The organism is Falsihalocynthiibacter sp. S25ZX9 (assembly GCF_041205405.1).
Classification (GTDB): Bacteria; Pseudomonadota; Alphaproteobacteria; order Rhodobacterales; family Rhodobacteraceae; genus Falsihalocynthiibacter; species Falsihalocynthiibacter arcticus.
Window position 1 is genome coordinate 1 of record NZ_JBGFCD010000004.1, and the last position, 16165, is coordinate 16165.

Sequence of the window (16165 nt, forward strand, 5' to 3'; positions counted from 1 at the left end):
CGAGAATGACGTTCGACGAGAGTTGCAATGTAGCTATTTTTGGACCCTCCGATGAGATCGCCCTCCCAGTGGCCTGGAACAGCCCGATCCTCGACCGATGCTGGTCTTTCTGAGATTGATATGGCGTTCTTGATCTGACCAAGACCGTTGCGCTTGAGGCTGGCATGCTTAGACCGCCGAACTGTACGCTTGGCACGCAGATGCTCCAGCAGCTCCTTCTTGAGGACGCCACGTGCTTGTATGTATAGGCTTTTGTATATCGTCTCGTGTGACACTTGTCTCTGCGCCTCTCCCGGAAACGCACGTTTGAGCCAGCCCGCAATCTGCTCGGGCGACCATTTACGTCGTAGCTTTGCTGATACTGCGCGGCTCAAAGATGGATGACAAGCCAGCTTACATGTCTTGGGGCGCAAAGCGCGATCCCATGTTGCTTGGTCTGAAGCCACCGCCCGATATCCAGCAGGCCCACCATTGCGCCTAACCTCGCGGCTGATGGTCGACGGGGAGCGCCCTAATTGGTGCGCTATCATGCGTAGTGAACATTTGATGCTCAGCCCACGCGATATTTCCTCCCGCTCAAAAAGGTTCAAAGCACGGGTGCTACGCTTGCGATCTGGTGGGCGGATGCCACCCGTCGGCGAAATCACCGAAAAGACCGACGAGGAGAGCCTATCAAACACGCGCCCAATCGACCTCATGGACTCCCCACGCTGCCATCCACTGCCGACAGGCGATGCTTGCATCGCTGAGAGGGATCCCAAATCTCCGTGCGCTGCTTAGACGAATAGTAAATTCTGCGACGATACTTCATGTTCAACACTCCATCTCTTCCAAAAGATTAAAGTGTTGCGTCCACCGGTTGAAACCACCGCGGAAAACGGACTTTCGCTGCACACGCAAACTAATTTAGGCAACTTGAGGAAAGCGGACACTCGGGGCTGTGACCCAGTTTTTTTCGATTTGCAAACGCAGCGAAAGTCAGCAAGGAGCCCATAGCAACCATTACTTCTTTGCTTTTTCCTCGCATGCGAAGGCTTGCGACACGATACCCCGCTTTTCATTTGTGTATTTCTGCAAAGAATCTAAAATGAACGGAATTCAGGGAGGCCTTTGTGAAAATCCTAATCTTAGTCTCAATTCTGGCCGCAATTGGTTTTGCTGCCAATGCCGAAGAACAACGCATCGAAATCAATAACGTCTACCCGCTTTCTCAAGAGAATTTTGACCTTGGCGATCATATCTTTCACCTTACGGACAACAAGGGCGGTTTTGAAGTTATTGAAGGTCCTTTGGAAGACGGAGTCACCCGATGCGTTGGTTCAGGCTTCGGATACCAAGATGGAACCAACTCTATAACTGGGATATGCGTTTTCGGTGAGGGTGAAGACACGTTCATAATGCGTTGGAAGGCTGGAGAGAAAGGCGCGGCAAACAACTGGGAAATTGTCACTGGCACGGGGCGCTATAATGGTATGACTGGCAAGGGCATTGCCACAACGGATATTGTTTCGGCGTACCAAGCTCTGCCATTGAGGCGGACTCACATTGTTGGAGTTGTGGAAGTTCCCAACTGAAAAAACATACAATCGAAGATTGTGACGGGTCAGACTTGTTCGCAAGACCATCGGCTCATGGCCATTCTCTCCGAAATGCAGCAGTTTATTTCGGCAAAGCGAGCAGCGAACGGCGGCAAGGTCCGCATAGCCGCCGCTCGCCCTCCGATTTGACGTTGATTTCGTGTGCAAACGCAGCGAAAGTCGGCAACGAGCCCATATTGACAGATGCTGCAACGTGCTTGAATGGCGGCTTCCACGTTCAGTTGGCAACAGCGAGGCGACATTCAAGCACGTCACCTCGCATGATGGCTTATGCCTAACGCTTGATGCCACCAAATCGCACTCCGCTAAGATCGGCCATCTCTTTCTTCCATGTGGTGATGTCACGATGAGCGAAATCAGAAAGATTATTGTGTCCACAGGCGCGCGCCAAAACCTGCATTAACTCCACCGATGCACCGAAATAACGGGCGAGTTTTTTTGCGCCGATTTGCACATCCAGTCGGGCACGCAATTCGGGTTTCTGGGTCGCGACACCGACAGGGCAGTTGTTTGAATTACACATACGTGCTGCGATACAGCCGACCGCCTGCATGGCAGAGTTTGAAACTGCGACAGCATCCGCGCCCAAGGCCATGGCTTTGGCGAAATCCTCAGCCACGCGCAGGCCACCTGTGATGACCAAGGTCACTTCACGACCTGTCTTTGCATCCAGATGCGCACGGGCACGGGCCAATGCTGGGATTGTTGGCACTGAGATATGATCGCGGAAGATCAACGGTGCAGCACCTGTACCGCCGCCGCGACCATCCAGAATGATGTAGTCGGCACTGGCCTCCAGCGCGAAGTCGATGTCGTCCTCAATGTGGTTCGCCGACAGCTTGAACCCGATAGGAATGCCACCAGATCGTTCGCGAACTTCATCGGCGATACGTTTGAAATCTGCTGGCGTTTCAAGGTCTGGGAACGTTGAAGGGGATATCGCGGATTGTCCGGGTTCCAACCCACGCACTTCCGCAATCTTACCTTGCACCTTATCGCCGGGCAGATGCCCGCCCGTGCCGGTTTTGGCACCCTGACCACCTTTGAAATGAAAGGCTTGCACGCGCACGACCAGATCGAGGTCCCAGCCAAACCGTGCGGAGGCCAATTCGTAGAAGTAACGCGCATTCTCGGCTTGTTCTTCAGGCAGCATACCGCCTTCACCGGAGCAAATCCCAGTTCCTGCCATCTGAGCGCCGCGCGATAACGCGATCTTCGCCTCCTCGGACAATGCGCCATAGCTCATGTCCGAAACGAATAATGGGATGTCCAATTGCAACGGTTTGGCCGCACGCGGGCCAATCGTCACGGATGTCGCCACGGGCACGTCATCCAGCAATGGTTTGCGGGCCATCTGCGCCGGTAAAATCTGAATGTCATCCCAGTGCGGAAGGTCTTTGCGTGGAACACCCATTGCACCCATTTCACCGTGGTGGCCCAGTTTGGATAGCCCGTCTTTAGCCAAGGCGTGAATTCGGGCCACGGTTGGCTCTTCTGGCGTGGGTGTCGCAGTCGGGGTGTCAGACTTCGGCTTCGGTGACGGATCACCTGCTTTTAGGTCACCAAGGCTTGCATGGGTTCCATCGCAGAATGGACCGTTCGCTGTCGCCTTGCACTGACATAGCGCTGCGCTGCCTGTGCTATCAGCAGTAAATTTTTGAGGCGTCACATCAGTGCCTTCATGCGACCCATCGCAAAACGGTTGGCTTTTCGACAATCCGCACCGACACCAATAGTAATCCTTGCCCTTTTCCAGATCGACTTTGGCGGGATGTTTGGCGGCGATAATCGGAACGGATTGGGTCATATCTTTGTCCTTATTGATGCTTTGAATTTCATAACTTGATAGGCTGTGAAGTGCCCTTGAGATCAAGGGTACCTTGTTTTGCCTCAAGGCGGTCTATTCTGTGGCCTTGGTGGCAATAATAACTAGTTTTTTGGTTTTGAAAGTTGGAAAAACAGCCCTCGAAATCTGGGCATAAACAGCAAACCAAAGAAGACTACATCTAATACCGTCTGTACGACGGGCGCAGCATAAGGGTTTCCTCCCCCGTTGAATTGTTCAAATGCAATGGGTTCACCGATCAGCGTGAGGTTCGTTAGTGCACCAATGTGATCGACGATAGACAGCGTGAAATAGACAATTGTGAGCGTCCAAACCGTATACCCCCGCCATTTCCAAATTGCGATTGCGAGCGGCACGGCAAGGATTGCAGTAACAACGTCAAGGATCGCGGGATACATCCAACTCGGCGCATCGATGCCGTTTGCGACTCTCGTGATGAGCGGGATCGCGATGAAGCGGATTAACTGCGCGAGAATCCAGACGACGAGAGCAGTTAGGAAAATCTTGCCAGATCGACCTAAACCGATTGAAGGGTTCGTTGTCTCTTGCATGTCGTACCTCTTTGATTAGTTTTTTTGTCGCGTGTTCTGCGCAAACTATGGCGCTGGCAGCCCCGTCACATAGGTGTAGGACCCACGCACCAATTGATGTACGACGTCTAACTCGGCTTTTGTGGTGGGCGTATAGATCATGACGAAGCCCTCCCAACGGGGTCTTTGATCAGCCCAAGGGTGCGGTGTGGCCCAACCGGCGTTCACCGCGGCGCGCGCCAGTTCAGGTTCGAGTGATGCGTGCAAACTGCCGTCTGGGTGGACGTGCGCGAACTCTCGTCCGCCGACGATTGCATCAGGTTCGGCAAGGATGATATCAGTGTTCAATTGAAAGCCAACAGCGCCGGGCAAGGAAACCCGTGTTGAACCGAGTGTCACACCGGAAAGCTCTGCCACTTGTTTCAGCATCACTTCTGTTAACTCAGGGACCGCCTCCAGACCCAACTGGATATGGGGGACGCCATTGGTAGTTTCGGGGCGGGGCCCGTCACGGTTCGGGATTGACACATCCTGCGCAAAGGCAGGTGTGACGCAGGCAAAAAGGGATGCCGCAGCCAAAATGGTAAATCTTTGTGAAAATCTAATCATTCTAATTTCCTCTAATGTTTGGCCACGGCTGTGGATTTGGAAGTCACTTCGCGTGGAAGGCTTGGCTGACTGCGAAACTGTCTTCGAACCAGTTCCAAAGCACAACTTGGCCGTCACGCACTTTGGCACGTAGGGCGAAGGTAAAGTCACCAATTTCTTGGCCGGACTTCGTGGTGATCCCATTCATGTCACCAAAGATCGCGACCGTGTCGCCAGAGGCGAGAACATCGGTATTTTCCCACTTGGTGGTTTGAAAGTTTTCACTAAAGACACCGAGGAAGCCAAAGATCTCTTCTTTGCCATCCCACGGACCGATCCAAGGAAGGGTCGGATCGCCAGCGTTTAACCAAACCATGTCGTCGGCCATAAGATCGGCCATCGCACCCATGTCACCGATGCCCATTGCCCCCATAAGGGCCAAAACAGTGTCGAGGCTTGCCTGACTTTGATCATCATTTGACTGCGCTGTTGCAGCCGAGGCAAATGTTGCGCCGGTGACCGCGGCTACAGAAGCCTTCATTGCTTGTCGTCTATTCGTTTTAAGTACTCCTATTGGGTTCAATTTCTAGCGGCCAGAAAGCTGCTGCAGTGCGCCTGCCCAGTCTTCGACGTGGTATGAGCGAACGATTTTTCCGCCGGCAAGCTCATGGATGTCGATCGTCATGATATCAAAGCTGCGACCTTCACCATCGACACCAAAGAAGGGTGCAACGGGTGTACCTGTCGCGCGGCTACGCACGGTTACGAAATTACCGCTTTCATGCAGATCTTGGATGGCCCAGTTCAGGTCAGGGAGAAGCTTGGCGAAGCCACCAACTTGACCCAAGAAAGCATCGCGGCTTTTGTTTTCACCGGCATAGCCGCCAACGCTTTCCCATGTGTCAGCAGTCGCTTCAACGAAGGCAGCAGTGTGGGATTCAGAACCTGGATTGCTGAGGAGTTCATAGAAAGCCTGAACCGTATCGGCATTGTCAGCGATGGCTGACGAGGCGATTGAAGAGACGGCCAATGTCGCGACCGCAAGTAGGGATTGTGACTTTTTCATGTGAATAATTCCTCTTATGAAAAGTGAAGCCCATGAAGTTGTCGGGCGCTGTTCGAATAAGATGGACATATTTTAATTAGATCATAAGGTACGTTTATCAATTTTAACTGTTCGGATTACTTACCTAATGATTGATCGCCTCAGACAGATGGCCATCTTTGCCAAGACAATCGACCATGGCTCATTTCGCGGCGCGGCGCGTGAGCTGCATCTTTCGCCGTCGGTAGTCAGCCATCATATTTCACAATTGGAAGAACACCTTGGAGTTGCGCTGATTTATCGCTCAACCAGAAAGCTGACGCTCACAAACGAGGGTCAAAGGCTGTTGGCTGCAACACGCAACATGTTGGACGCGGTTGAAGGCGAATTGCTGGACCTTTCTGCGACAGCTGGTGAACCCAGTGGAGAGTTGCGCATCACACTGCCCTCCGTTCTCTCCTTGTCACACATTACGGATCAGATCGCCGCGTTCTCACTGGAATATCCGCGCATCACATTGACTGTAGATTTTTCAGACACACGCCGCGCGTTGATTGACGATGGGTTTGATTTGGCAATTCGAATGGGGCCGAGTTCAAAGAACTCAGCGACCTCACGTACTTTGTTTGAAGTGCGACGTGTGCTGGTTGCGTCCAAAGACTACCTCTCGACGCGTACTGTCGGTAACGACCCCATGGCGCTAACCGATTGGGAATGGCTTGCGCTTGCACCGGTTCAAAACGTTCCTTTGAGTTTTAGGAACAAGGACGGGGAGACCATGAAGATCAAGCCCACCCCACACATGTTTACAAACGATGCCCAAGCTTTGCATCGCCTCGCCCACGCCGGAGCTGGGCTGGCTATCGTACCTGAGTTCCTTGTCGCGCCCGACATTGACAACGGCACGATGGAAATAGTGCTGCCTGAATGGGAATTACGACCAATCAGTGTCTTTGCCGAATGGCCAGCAAACGCGCCAAAACATGGGCTCATTCACCTTGCTTTAAACGTATTGAGCCAAGCAAAATCCTAATCACGGCAGCTTGTGACAATTTCAGGAAATCCCCAAACCAGACATTGGTGCAATTGCAGCGAATTCACACTTAGTCCCGCATAGCCGACCTAGGTGCATTGTGCAGCGAACGGCGGGTCTGAGCCCATTTTGCCAAATGCTGCGCACTGCGCGAACGTCTGCTTTGCATATGGTCAGCGATTTTCATTCAGTACGGTACAGCCCTGTTGGAGCGCATCAATCAACACCCGCATTCGTTTGTTCAGACGCCTGTTGGCACGATAGACGACTTGGACATTGAATGTTTCGAATTCGAAGCCCGGCAAGACAGGGACAAGATCGCCATTGTGAACCGCTGTGGACACCAAGAAGTCAGGCAAGCGGGCTAAGCCCTTGCCCTTCTGCGTCGCGTCCAGCAAAAAAGGCCCGTTATTTGAATTCAGCGCAGGCTGGAATTCGACGTATCGCTTTTTCCCGTCACACAGAAACTCCCAACGGGCGCGCCGCGCGGAGCCATAATGTAGCAACGGGTGTTTGGTTAGGTCGCAGAGCTGTTGCGGCAGGCCGTTCTTGGCGGCGTAGGACGGGCTTGCAAAGAGGCCGTGACGCGTCACGGCAAGGGGATGGTTTACGTGCCCCGCCATATCTCCAGAGGTCATGCGGACGCCCAGATCATAGTTCTCGCTCTCTAGATCAACGATCCGGTCGTCGAAATCGACGGTTAGATCAATCTGCGGGTGCGCCTTCATGAAAGAGAAAAGGGTGGGCTTGAGGAACGAAAGCCCGAACTCTCTTGCGATGGAGATACTGAGTGGTCCGCTTAGGCTTTGCGCGCTGTGGACAAAATCAGCCTTTAGCTCGTCGACATCCGCGACCGTGACACTGGCGCGCTGGTAGAGCTCCTGACCCGCTCTTGTAACCACCCACGTGCGTGGCTGCCGGTCGATCAGATGCACGCCGTAGCGTTCTTCAAGTAGCCCAAGACGGCGGCTGACAGCGGACTTGGCGATGCCCAATACCTCTGCCGCGCGAGCGATCCCGCCATTTTCGACGATGCTCACAAACACACGGAGGTCTTCGATCTGGCCCATTTCAGTGTTCTCCTTTTGTGACCCTTGTGATCACTTTTTTCCATCTTTCGTGAAAACTAGCAACTGTTAGTTTGCACCTCATCAGTTCAAACAAGGGAGACAGAAATGTCCATTTCCAAGTCTATACTCTCTGCAAGCGTGATGGCGCTCGCCACCGCTGGCGGAGTTTCTGCGCAAGAGGTAAACTTGCAGTCCGCCGGCGCACTGGCCTTCGACACCGGCACTGTGCTGTTCGTTGGGGACAGCCAAGCGGGCGTCGTACATGCCTTTGATCTTGGCGAGGCCCTTAAGGATCAATCTGATTACCAATTGGGGCGTGCTCAAACATTTGAAGGGCGCACAATCTTTAACAACCTCGATGTTGAAATTGCTGCCTTGCTGGGCGTGAGCGCTGAGGACGTGGTGATCAATGACATGGTCGTACACAAACCGAGCAAGCAAATCTTCTTGTCCGTGCATCGTGGCCATGGTCCGGACGCCGAGGCGGTTATCGTCTCCGTCAATAATGGTGCCCTTGATATTGTTGATCTAGCCGCCGCTGACCACACCTTACAGAGCGTTGGCCCTGTTCCGACAGACGCAACGTTTGAATTTGGTCAACCGCTCAACACATTGGCAATAACGGATATCGACTACTACGATGGGGAGCTGCTGGTAGCGGGCCTATCGAACGAAGAATTCAGCTCCAAGCTGCGCCGCATGGCATACCCGTTTGACGATGAGGTCAGCACCTCCTCGATCGAAATTTGGCACGCTGTTCATACGCAGTATGAGACCCGCGCGCCAATCATTTCTCAGACCGTGACCGAACTTGACGGTATTCCAACATTAATCGCGATTTACGCCTGCACACCGATTGTGCGCATCCCGCTGGCCGAATTAACCGATGGTGCGGAGGTGCGTGGCACGATGATCGGCGAGATGGGGTTCGGCAACACACCGATTGATATCGTTCCCTACGTGAATGGGTGGGACGGTAGCAGCAATGTGGTGGTGACGAACACCAATCGCTCGGCTGCCTCGTTGAACCTCGCCTCCATCGCATCGGCTGAAGAAATGCCACACGGCGAAGGCGTGCAACCTGTCTTTTCGGTTGCAGGTGTGGACCAGTTCGCACTGCCAATGAGTGGTACAATGCATCTTGATACGTTGGACGATAGTTTTGCCGTGGTCGTGCGCCGCAGCCCAGATGATGGGCGCAACATCCAACTGCACACGCTGGCCTTGCCGTTCTTCTTTGATCGTGCTGATCACATTGTCGAGATGAACTTTGAGGATGGCCCCGATCCATTTGGCTACGGCGCGGCTGGACCGCTTGAGTTTAACTGATGACATCCTTTGGCTCTTTCATGCGGCAGGCTTTGCTTGCCGCATGTATCACCCTTCCGTTGCCAACATTTGCAGCCCCAGATGCGCAGTATGACGCAACATCAGGTGCTGTAATCCTAAGGGGGCTTTCAGAGGCGGAGCAGTCAGAGGCAATGTCGACCGAGGATGCATTGCGCTTGCAAGTTGCCAACCTCAACACAGAGCTCGGGATGCCTGTCACGCTTGATGAACTGGGCGCAGACATCGTGATCATGCCTCGTTTCGCACTCCGGGCAGGGACGGAGTATATCCTAAATCTTGATCTGGCGAAAACGTCGTATGACTTGGGCATCTCTCTGCCCGAGACTGAGGTCACGATACCAAAACTCATTGGTTTTGCGCCATCTCAGGCTGTTATCCCTGCAAATACCCTACGCCTCTATGTACAGTTTTCCGAACCCATGGCGCGCGGTCAGTTGCGCGAGGCCGTCACGCTGACCCAAAGTGACGGTGACGCAGTCCCAAGTCCGTTCTTAAACCTTGAGACCGAGCTTTGGGACCCTTCACAAACCCGTGCCACCTTGCTGTTGGACCCCGGTCGCATCAAGCAAGGAGTCGGACCTAATATGCAGGCAGGCGCTCCATTGCAGTCAGGCGAAAGCTACCAGTTGATCGTGTCTGAGCGCATGCAAAGCGCGGCTGGCGCGCCGTTGGAAACAGACGTTACACTTGCCTTGCGTGTCGGGCCGTCCGAGCGCCGCGCTATTGATCCGATGAACTGGCAAATTCTAACACCGCCTGTCGGCAGCCATGCATCCCTAACAATTGCCTTTGACCGCATCATGGACAGCGGTGCTGTGCTGCGATTGCTGCGTGTGCAGGACAGCGCACGCAATGATCTGCGCGGTCACGTTTCCAGTGATGCGGGTGGTTGGGCCTTTGCCCCTACGGAAGCATGGCAAGCGGGCGAGTATTATCTGATCGTCGATCCTGAACTTGAAGACGTCTCGGGCAACACCATCGCGGCCCCTTTTGACGCGGCCTCTGGCACCATCGGGGCAACAGTTCCGGAGGCATTGATCACAATTCAGATTAGCAAAAACTAGGCGATCCTCCGGCTCCCAATTTAGCTTGAGGCTCGCCACAGCACACACCAGTCGAAGTCAAAGAAAAGAAAGAGAAATATGTTCTCCAACGTACACAAATACGGCCTTCTGACCATCAAGGCCCTGCTTACATTCGCCTTTGTCACTGCCGGAGGCGCGAAGCTTTTGGGCGCAGAGATGATGGTGCAAACCTTCGAAGCGGTCGGTGTCGGACAGTGTTTCCGCTATGTGACCGGCATCATCGAAATTGGCGGGGCCGCCCTGCTGTGGGCGCGCGGCCGTGAGGTTTTCGGTGCGGGTTTGCTACTTTGCACCATGATCGGTGCGGTGCTGTCGCACTTTTTTATCCTCGGTCCTTCAGCCGTCCCGGCTCTAGCGCTCGGGGTTCTGGCCGCCGCGGTGGTTTTCACGCATCGCGATCAGATTTCAGCCTGACGCAACAAATTCTATCGCTGCGCCATGAAAAGGGGCGCGGCCTCGAACTCAGAGGAAAGGCAAAAACTTTTGATTGTTTCAGCAAGGCCTCTGGGTCGATCAGTGGTACACCGCTAAAAAAAGCGAGGGTGTTGGCACGTGACTAGCCGAAGTCTTTGGCAATGCCCTCTTTGTTTGAACTCGCTCGCTTTTCGATAAGACACCTTGGCCTGAGCCAGAAACTCTCTTTGATCAAATCACCCTATTGGAGTCATAAGCGCTGATGTTAGACACTCCCGCCTTATAGCCTACAAACCCAGCAAGAAGGAAAATCATAATGGCCAATGTCAAAGGCAAAAATATCTCTGTCCAGTTCGACGGTAAAAAGTGCATTCATGCGCGGCGCTGCGTCCTCGGGCTTCCAGCGGTGTTTCAACCAGGCGCCAAGGGTGCCTGGATTTTTCCAGAAAATGCAAATGCCGAAGAAATTGCAAGGATCATAGACAGTTGCCCTTCCGGCGCGCTGACCTACGAACGATACGATGACGGAACTGATGAACCGATGCCTAATGTGAACACCTCCCGCATTTGGGAAAATGGTCCAAACGAGCTCCACGGAGATATTCGTATCCCCGGTGAAGAACCGCGCAAACGCGCCGTGCTGTGTCGCTGCGGGCAATCGAAGAACAAGCCATTCTGCGACAACTCCCATATTGAAGCTGGTTTTACCGGGACTGGAGTGGCCGACGCGACTGAAAACACAGATACGCTTGAAGTGCGAGATGGCCCGCTTGAGGTCAAACCGCTCAAAAACGGCCCCGTAATGGTAGTAGGGAATCTGGAGATTATTGCGGCATCTGGCCGGCGTGTCGCTACCGGACAGAGGTTTGCGCTTTGCCGGTGTGGAGCTTCCAAGAACAAGCCGTTCTGTGATGGGAGCCATGGTGAAATTGGGTTCGAGGCGGACTGATGGTGGATCTCAAAATTTCCAAAGAAGAGAGCGATACCCGAGGAAGATACATTACCGTCGTAGATGGGCTCGAAGCTGAACTTACTTTCTCGAAAATGGGGGATACTGGCGTAATTGCAGATCACACGGGTGTCCCCGAAGCGCTGGAAGGTCGAGGTGTTGGTAAGGCGTTGGTCGAGGCATTGATTGCAGACGCACGTGACAATAACTTTAAGATCATGCCGCTTAGCCCGTTTGTCAGGGGCCAATATACACGCCACCCAGAATGGGAAGATGTGATGATGTGACGCCTGCGGATTTCATCCGTGAATTCTGGCTTGCTGCGCAAAAGTCGGTCCAGCCGGAAAAAGCAGCTTGCGGACATTGGAGTGACGGCAGCGAAGGTCTCTTTTGTCCGCATAGCCGCCGCTCGCCCTCCGATTTGACGTTGATTTCGTGTGCAAACGCAGCGAAAGTCGGCTAAGAGCCCATTTTGACCGATGCCGCGTGTTGGACGAATGGCGACTTTGCATGATCCAACACAAAGTTTTTTCTGGACGAGAAAGCTGTCATTATGCCAATTAGAAAATATGAACAATACTCGGAAAATCGTCGGTGGATGTCAGTGTGGAGCGGTGCGATACAGCATCGCCTTCCTTGGTCGTTCTTCCGTGTGCCACTGTCGTATGTGCCAAAGGGCCTTTGGGTCGTTTTACGCGGCCCTTGTGATTGCGAATGAGTTAAGCTGGACACATGGAGAAAGGTGCTTGTTCGCCAGTTCCAATGTTAGCCAGCGTGGCTTTTGCGGTGATTGCGGGACACCGCTAAGTTTGGAAAACTTTGATGATGACCAAGTCGAGATAGCGACCGGCACTCTTGATGATCCCGAACTAGCGCCGCCATCGTTACAGATCAATCATCGTTTTGCCTGCACTTTCTCTGACAGTATCGGGGATTTACCTGTACCAAACGAAGAGACCATTGCAGGAAACGATGAGTGGAATGCCAAGGTGATTTCTCATCAAAAACCGTAATTCCTGTTCGTTTAGGAAGGACGGAGCAGACGTTTGGTCCTGCATTGAAATGGTAACAAAGTCCGCATAGCCGCCGCTCGCCCTCCGATTTGACGTTGATTTCGTGTGTAAACGCAGCGAAAGTCGGCAAAGAGCCCATTGTGCCTGTTTCTGCGGCCAGCCCCAATGTCAGCTTTCCTAGGTTGGAAAAGTAATAAGCGCGCACTATTCGATCTCGAAGGACGCCTTCATGTGTGGGTGGTATACACAGAAATAATCCGTTTCCATTTCAACGTTTACGATGATCTCGTTGCTTTCGTCCTGAGCAATCTCACCAGTATCCCATCCAGCCTTATCGCCTGTCGCGGTATGTGGGGCCAAATCATTGTTGGTCCAACGAATTACATCCCCAATGAGCGGTGTTACGCTTCTAGACCAAAGAACATTTCAACATCAATCAATAATGGCGCGCCAGATATCTGTATTTCGTGCGGAGAAAGCGCCGAAATGTCCGATTTTTTTCAGAGAGAAGTCACTCGGCGCGAATACTTGATCAATGACATCAGCCTTTGGGTAAAGCTCTTTCAGTCGATTCACTGTGCGCGGTGGGATCAATTGATCATCTGTAAATGCGACCGTTTTCAAAGGACATTGAAGACGGGACGGATTCAACAATGACAACCAAGGGATTTCTGAATCATTCCGGAAGAATGTTCTGGTCAAACACCATCTGCGCCACTGCCAGTATACGCCAGCAGGTAAGTCAGCGCCCAGTCCAATCCGCCTTCCGGGCAAGTATCCGGAAAAAACCGTTGCGAGAGGGCCAATAACGAACCAGAAAAGCAGTGCGAGAGGCATATAGCTCAACGGATGCTCCCGCCAATTGACTGGCCCGCTCGCTACGGCAATGAACCTATCAATCTTGCTAGCGTCTTCGTGAAAACCGGTCATAAAGCCGCCAAAAGAGTGCCCAATAACCCAAAGTGGCACGCCCCGCTGATCGGCTTGTCTTATTGCAAACGTGAGAGCGGCGGCCTGATCGAGCGTTCCCCAGTCGGCCATCGTCGCATCTGAGTCTCTCATTGGTTTTTGAGAAGACGCCCCAAAATCACGGTAATCGTAAGTCAGACTAGCGATACCTTCTGCTTCTGCCAGCCAATTGGCAAATTTGGCATAGTAGGTCTGCGGGACACCAACTGCCCCGTGGATCAATACGAACGCGCGCAGTTGATCGCTGGGCACCCGCGACGTACCGACTAGGTTCGCGCCATCGGCAGAGAGGGAGACCGTTTCACTTCGGATAATGCTTTTATCTTGCATAACACAAGCCCTTCACTAGACTATATGGTCTAGTTTGATATCGACGCTAGACCATTTAGTCTAGACCAAAACGTCTAATTCGTGAGGAGTCCGTAACTTGAGCCAACGAAAAGCTTCAAAAACCACCTCTCGTGATCGATTGGTCACTGCCGCAAACGTGGTATTTATGGAACGTGGATACCACGGAGCCACGATAGCTGATATTCTGGACGCAAGTGGTGTCCCAAAAGGATCGCTTTACCACCACTTTCCCAACGGAAAAGCCGACATAGGACTAGCCGCCGCGCAAGATGCCGGAAAACAAATGGCTTCCCTTATCGATGCAACATTTGAAGCATCGCAAACTTGGCATGCCGCAATTGATTTGTTTTGCGAGCGTCTCGCCACCTTGTTTGAGCGGACAGATCAGGGCAGCAGATGTCCTGTGGCCAGCATACTCCTTGACGGGCACCAACCGCCTTCTTCGCGCGAAGAGGCAAATATAATCTACAATAATTGGATCGATGTGACAGCTTCGAATCTTGAACGTCTTGATGCACCTAACCCGCGTGAAACCGCTGAAAAGTTATTAGTGCTCTTGCAGGGCTCATGGGTCATCGCAAGAGCACGTGGGTCTGGTGACAAATTGCGTGACTTGCCCAAACTTGTTTTGGGAAAAATATAGGAAGCGCTTGGTGCCCGGCAAGCCCCTAGACACTCAACCCATCAGTCAAGCCTATTCGGTCGACAGTAGGCATTCGTACACATCCCAGCATTCGGTATTTTGGGCTGATTTTGTTGAAAAACTCTTCCTTGATCTAGCGGTCAGTCACTGATTCAATTCGTGTATTGAACGGGAGGTTTGGCGATGATGGGACCCATGCAGGAAGAGCAAGCGGCGCTGTTTTACGAGTTCTCGCTCGAGGATCATGTCCCGCAAGATCACTTGCTGCGGTCCATTGACCGGTTCGTCGACTTAAGCAGCAGCCGTGGTCATTTAGCTGATTTCTACAGCCACACTGGCCGCCCATCCATCGATCCAGAGTTGCTGATCCGGATGCTGTTGGTGGGATACTGCTTCGGCATTCGCTCTGAACGCCGCCTTTGTGAAGAAGTGCGCCTGAACCTGGCGTATCGGTGGTTCTGCCGTCTCGATCTGACCGGCAGCATTCCGGATCATTCGACCTTTTCCAAGAACCGCCACGGTCGTTTCCGCGAGAGCGGTTTACTACGGCACGTGTTCGAGACGACTGTCGCGCGCTGCATGCAAGAGGGGCTGGTCGGGGGTCAGGGATTTGCTGTTGATGCTAGCTTAATCTCAGCTGATGTTCAGAAGCAGAACTCCAGCAATCCTGACGATTGGGCGGCCCGCAAAACTGACCCCAATGATGCGCCGCGCGCAGTGCGCGAGTATCTCGACACCCTGAATGACGAGGCCCTTGGCGCAGCCAGTGATGTCATGCCCAAGTTTACCGCCCACGCGGACCCGGCCAGCCAGTGGACTGCGGCGCGCAAGGGGCCTGCTTTCTTTGCCTATTCAGACAATTACCTCATCGATACAGATCACGGGATCATCGTGGATGTGGATGCTTCTCGATCAATCCGGCAGGCGGAAGTGGGCGCAATGCGCAAGATGATTGACCGCACCGAAGACCGCTTTGGCCTTAAGCCCGATTGGGTGGCCGCAGACACGGCATACGGGTCTGCTGATAATCTTGTCTGGCTCACGTTGAAGCGGCAAATACTCCCCTTCATCCCTGTATTTGATAACTCCAAACGGAAGGATGGTACGTGGTCACGATCGGACTTCACCTGGGACGAAGACAACGACCTATACATCTGCCCGGAAGGCAAAGAGCTTCGCCAAACCCGACGGAATTATTCCGACGCCAACAGACTCACACCCAAGGCTGGCCGTCGCCAATATCGCAGCCTGAAGCTGGAGTGTCAGGCATGTCCATCGAAGTCCAAATGCTGCCCAAATACTGCGACGCGCAGCATCACCCGTGAGAAATACGAAATTGTCAGAGACTTCGCCCGTCAATGCACAGCATTCGAGTTCAACGCGACGGCCCAGAAACGCCGAAAGAAGGTCGAGATGCGGTTCGCACATCTCAAACGCATCCTCGGCTTGGGCAGGCTCCGATTACGAGGACCATGTGGTGTCCAAGACGAATTTACCCTCGCCGCCACCGCCCAGAACCTCCGGAAGTTAGCAAAACTCAAGCCGTTGGTTCCCACAACAGGTTAACAAGTGGGGCGAGCATCGGACATCCAAGACAATCAATGCAGTAGCTCGCTCCAACGCTCCTAAAACAACGAGTTTTTCAACAAAATCGGCCCTTCCTACGCCTTCGCTGCGCGAT

Annotated in this window: 19 protein-coding genes; 10 read left to right on the plus strand and 9 right to left on the minus strand. The window is 53.2% G+C overall.

Translation table 11 applies throughout. The features are described 5' to 3' along the window. Nucleotides 1-743 (minus strand): IS30 family transposase (locus AB9F29_RS05820; protein ID WP_369754930.1); only part of this gene is annotated, 743 nt, incomplete at its 3' end. Nucleotides 744-1112: 369 nt separating this feature from the next. On the opposite strand from AB9F29_RS05820, the gene AB9F29_RS05825 reads away from it, so the two are divergent. Beyond that, nucleotides 1113-1574, plus strand: coding sequence for a hypothetical protein (locus AB9F29_RS05825; protein WP_369754931.1), 462 nt, complete (start codon nucleotides 1113-1115; stop codon nucleotides 1572-1574). A gap of 298 nt (nucleotides 1575-1872) precedes the next feature. Here AB9F29_RS05825 and AB9F29_RS05830 read toward each other — a convergent pair whose 3' ends face one another. From AB9F29_RS05830 to AB9F29_RS05850, 5 genes are all read right to left on the minus strand, one after another. Beyond that, on the minus strand, nucleotides 1873-3405 hold the full coding sequence (locus AB9F29_RS05830) for a glutamate synthase-related protein (RefSeq protein ID WP_369754932.1): 1533 nt from the start codon (nucleotides 3403-3405) through the stop codon (nucleotides 1873-1875). Nucleotides 3406-3527: 122 nt separating this feature from the next. Continuing rightward, nucleotides 3528-3995 (minus strand): hypothetical protein, encoded by a 468-nt coding sequence (locus AB9F29_RS05835; RefSeq protein ID WP_369754933.1) that lies wholly within the window; start codon nucleotides 3993-3995, stop codon nucleotides 3528-3530. Nucleotides 3996-4040: 45 nt separating this feature from the next. Beyond that, nucleotides 4041-4583 (minus strand): luciferase family protein, encoded by a 543-nt coding sequence (locus AB9F29_RS05840; RefSeq protein WP_369754934.1) that lies wholly within the window; start codon nucleotides 4581-4583, stop codon nucleotides 4041-4043. A 43-nt stretch (nucleotides 4584-4626) separates the two neighbouring features. Further along, nucleotides 4627-5103, minus strand: a complete 477-nt coding sequence (locus tag AB9F29_RS05845; protein ID WP_369754935.1) for a nuclear transport factor 2 family protein — start codon at nucleotides 5101-5103, stop codon at nucleotides 4627-4629. A gap of 45 nt (nucleotides 5104-5148) precedes the next feature. Then, a complete protein-coding gene (locus AB9F29_RS05850; protein WP_335586906.1) occupies nucleotides 5149-5628 on the minus strand; it encodes an ester cyclase in 480 nt (159 codons plus the stop codon). A gap of 127 nt (nucleotides 5629-5755) precedes the next feature. Here AB9F29_RS05850 and AB9F29_RS05855 point away from each other — a divergent pair, with 127 nt between their 5' ends. Continuing rightward, nucleotides 5756-6640, plus strand: coding sequence for a LysR family transcriptional regulator (locus AB9F29_RS05855; protein ID WP_369754936.1), 885 nt, complete (start codon nucleotides 5756-5758; stop codon nucleotides 6638-6640). Nucleotides 6641-6813: 173 nt separating this feature from the next. Here AB9F29_RS05855 and AB9F29_RS05860 read toward each other — a convergent pair whose 3' ends face one another. Then, nucleotides 6814-7710: a LysR family transcriptional regulator gene (locus tag AB9F29_RS05860; RefSeq protein WP_369754937.1), complete on the minus strand. Its 897-nt coding sequence runs from the start codon at nucleotides 7708-7710 to the stop codon at nucleotides 6814-6816. A 105-nt stretch (nucleotides 7711-7815) separates the two neighbouring features. Here AB9F29_RS05860 and AB9F29_RS05865 point away from each other — a divergent pair, with 105 nt between their 5' ends. The 6 genes from AB9F29_RS05865 (at nucleotide 7816) to AB9F29_RS05890 (ending at nucleotide 12521) form a co-directional block, all read left to right on the plus strand. Further along, a complete protein-coding gene (locus AB9F29_RS05865) occupies nucleotides 7816-9039 on the plus strand; it encodes a hypothetical protein (protein WP_369754938.1) in 1224 nt (407 codons plus the stop codon). A 20-nt stretch (nucleotides 9040-9059) separates the two neighbouring features. Further along, entirely contained in the window at nucleotides 9060-10124 is a 1065-nt protein-coding gene (locus AB9F29_RS05870) for an Ig-like domain-containing protein (RefSeq protein ID WP_369754939.1), read from the plus strand. Between the two features lie 78 nt (nucleotides 10125-10202). Continuing rightward, entirely contained in the window at nucleotides 10203-10559 is a 357-nt protein-coding gene (locus AB9F29_RS05875; protein WP_335586901.1) for a DoxX family protein, read from the plus strand. A 316-nt stretch (nucleotides 10560-10875) separates the two neighbouring features. After that, a complete protein-coding gene (locus AB9F29_RS05880) occupies nucleotides 10876-11508 on the plus strand; it encodes a CDGSH iron-sulfur domain-containing protein (RefSeq protein ID WP_335586900.1) in 633 nt (210 codons plus the stop codon). Next, nucleotides 11508-11795, plus strand: coding sequence for a GNAT family N-acetyltransferase (locus tag AB9F29_RS05885; RefSeq protein WP_369754940.1), 288 nt, complete (start codon nucleotides 11508-11510; stop codon nucleotides 11793-11795). The genes AB9F29_RS05880 and AB9F29_RS05885 overlap by 1 nt, the downstream gene beginning before the upstream one ends. A 282-nt stretch (nucleotides 11796-12077) precedes the next feature. Beyond that, nucleotides 12078-12521, plus strand: coding sequence for a GFA family protein (locus AB9F29_RS05890; RefSeq protein ID WP_369754941.1), 444 nt, complete (start codon nucleotides 12078-12080; stop codon nucleotides 12519-12521). Between the two features lie 204 nt (nucleotides 12522-12725). Here AB9F29_RS05890 and AB9F29_RS05895 read toward each other — a convergent pair whose 3' ends face one another. Together AB9F29_RS05895 and AB9F29_RS05900 are read right to left on the minus strand one after the other, a co-directional pair. Next, nucleotides 12726-12881: a hypothetical protein gene (locus AB9F29_RS05895; protein ID WP_369754942.1), complete on the minus strand. Its 156-nt coding sequence runs from the start codon at nucleotides 12879-12881 to the stop codon at nucleotides 12726-12728. A 72-nt stretch (nucleotides 12882-12953) separates the two neighbouring features. Beyond that, nucleotides 12954-13742 carry an alpha/beta fold hydrolase gene (locus tag AB9F29_RS05900; protein WP_369754943.1) on the minus strand — a complete coding sequence of 263 codons (789 nt, stop codon included), beginning with the start codon at nucleotides 13740-13742 and terminating at the stop codon, nucleotides 12954-12956. Nucleotides 13743-13917: 175 nt separating this feature from the next. On the opposite strand from AB9F29_RS05900, the gene AB9F29_RS05905 reads away from it, so the two are divergent. Both AB9F29_RS05905 and AB9F29_RS05910 read left to right on the plus strand, forming a co-directional pair. Then, nucleotides 13918-14484: a TetR/AcrR family transcriptional regulator gene (locus AB9F29_RS05905; RefSeq protein ID WP_369754944.1), complete on the plus strand. Its 567-nt coding sequence runs from the start codon at nucleotides 13918-13920 to the stop codon at nucleotides 14482-14484. A 183-nt stretch (nucleotides 14485-14667) separates the two neighbouring features. After that, nucleotides 14668-16050, plus strand: a complete 1383-nt coding sequence (locus AB9F29_RS05910) for a transposase (protein WP_369754945.1) — start codon at nucleotides 14668-14670, stop codon at nucleotides 16048-16050. The last annotated feature ends 115 nt before the right edge of the window (nucleotides 16051-16165 follow it).

Bases quoted from the DNA above. Each gene is read 5' to 3' on its own strand.
- AB9F29_RS05845 (WP_369754935.1), bottom strand. From the start codon at position 5,103: ATGAAGGCTTCTGTAGCCGCGGTCACCGGCGCAACATTTGCCTCGGCT.
- AB9F29_RS05835 (WP_369754933.1), bottom strand. From the start codon at position 3,995: ATGCAAGAGACAACGAACCCTTCAATCGGTTTAGGTCGATCTGGCAAG.
- AB9F29_RS05840 (WP_369754934.1), bottom strand. From the start codon at position 4,583: ATGATTAGATTTTCACAAAGATTTACCATTTTGGCTGCGGCATCCCTT.
- AB9F29_RS05880 (WP_335586900.1), top strand. From the start codon at position 10,876: ATGGCCAATGTCAAAGGCAAAAATATCTCTGTCCAGTTCGACGGTAAA.
- AB9F29_RS05875 (WP_335586901.1), top strand. From the start codon at position 10,203: ATGTTCTCCAACGTACACAAATACGGCCTTCTGACCATCAAGGCCCTG.
- AB9F29_RS05860 (WP_369754937.1), bottom strand. From the start codon at position 7,710: ATGGGCCAGATCGAAGACCTCCGTGTGTTTGTGAGCATCGTCGAAAAT.
- AB9F29_RS05870 (WP_369754939.1), top strand. From the start codon at position 9,060: ATGCGGCAGGCTTTGCTTGCCGCATGTATCACCCTTCCGTTGCCAACA.
- AB9F29_RS05865 (WP_369754938.1), top strand. From the start codon at position 7,816: ATGTCCATTTCCAAGTCTATACTCTCTGCAAGCGTGATGGCGCTCGCC.
- AB9F29_RS05885 (WP_369754940.1), top strand. From the start codon at position 11,508: ATGGTGGATCTCAAAATTTCCAAAGAAGAGAGCGATACCCGAGGAAGA.
- AB9F29_RS05910 (WP_369754945.1), top strand. From the start codon at position 14,668: ATGATGGGACCCATGCAGGAAGAGCAAGCGGCGCTGTTTTACGAGTTC.
- AB9F29_RS05855 (WP_369754936.1), top strand. From the start codon at position 5,756: ATGATTGATCGCCTCAGACAGATGGCCATCTTTGCCAAGACAATCGAC.
- AB9F29_RS05850 (WP_335586906.1), bottom strand. From the start codon at position 5,628: ATGAAAAAGTCACAATCCCTACTTGCGGTCGCGACATTGGCCGTCTCT.
- AB9F29_RS05890 (WP_369754941.1), top strand. From the start codon at position 12,078: ATGAACAATACTCGGAAAATCGTCGGTGGATGTCAGTGTGGAGCGGTG.
- AB9F29_RS05830 (WP_369754932.1), bottom strand. From the start codon at position 3,405: ATGACCCAATCCGTTCCGATTATCGCCGCCAAACATCCCGCCAAAGTC.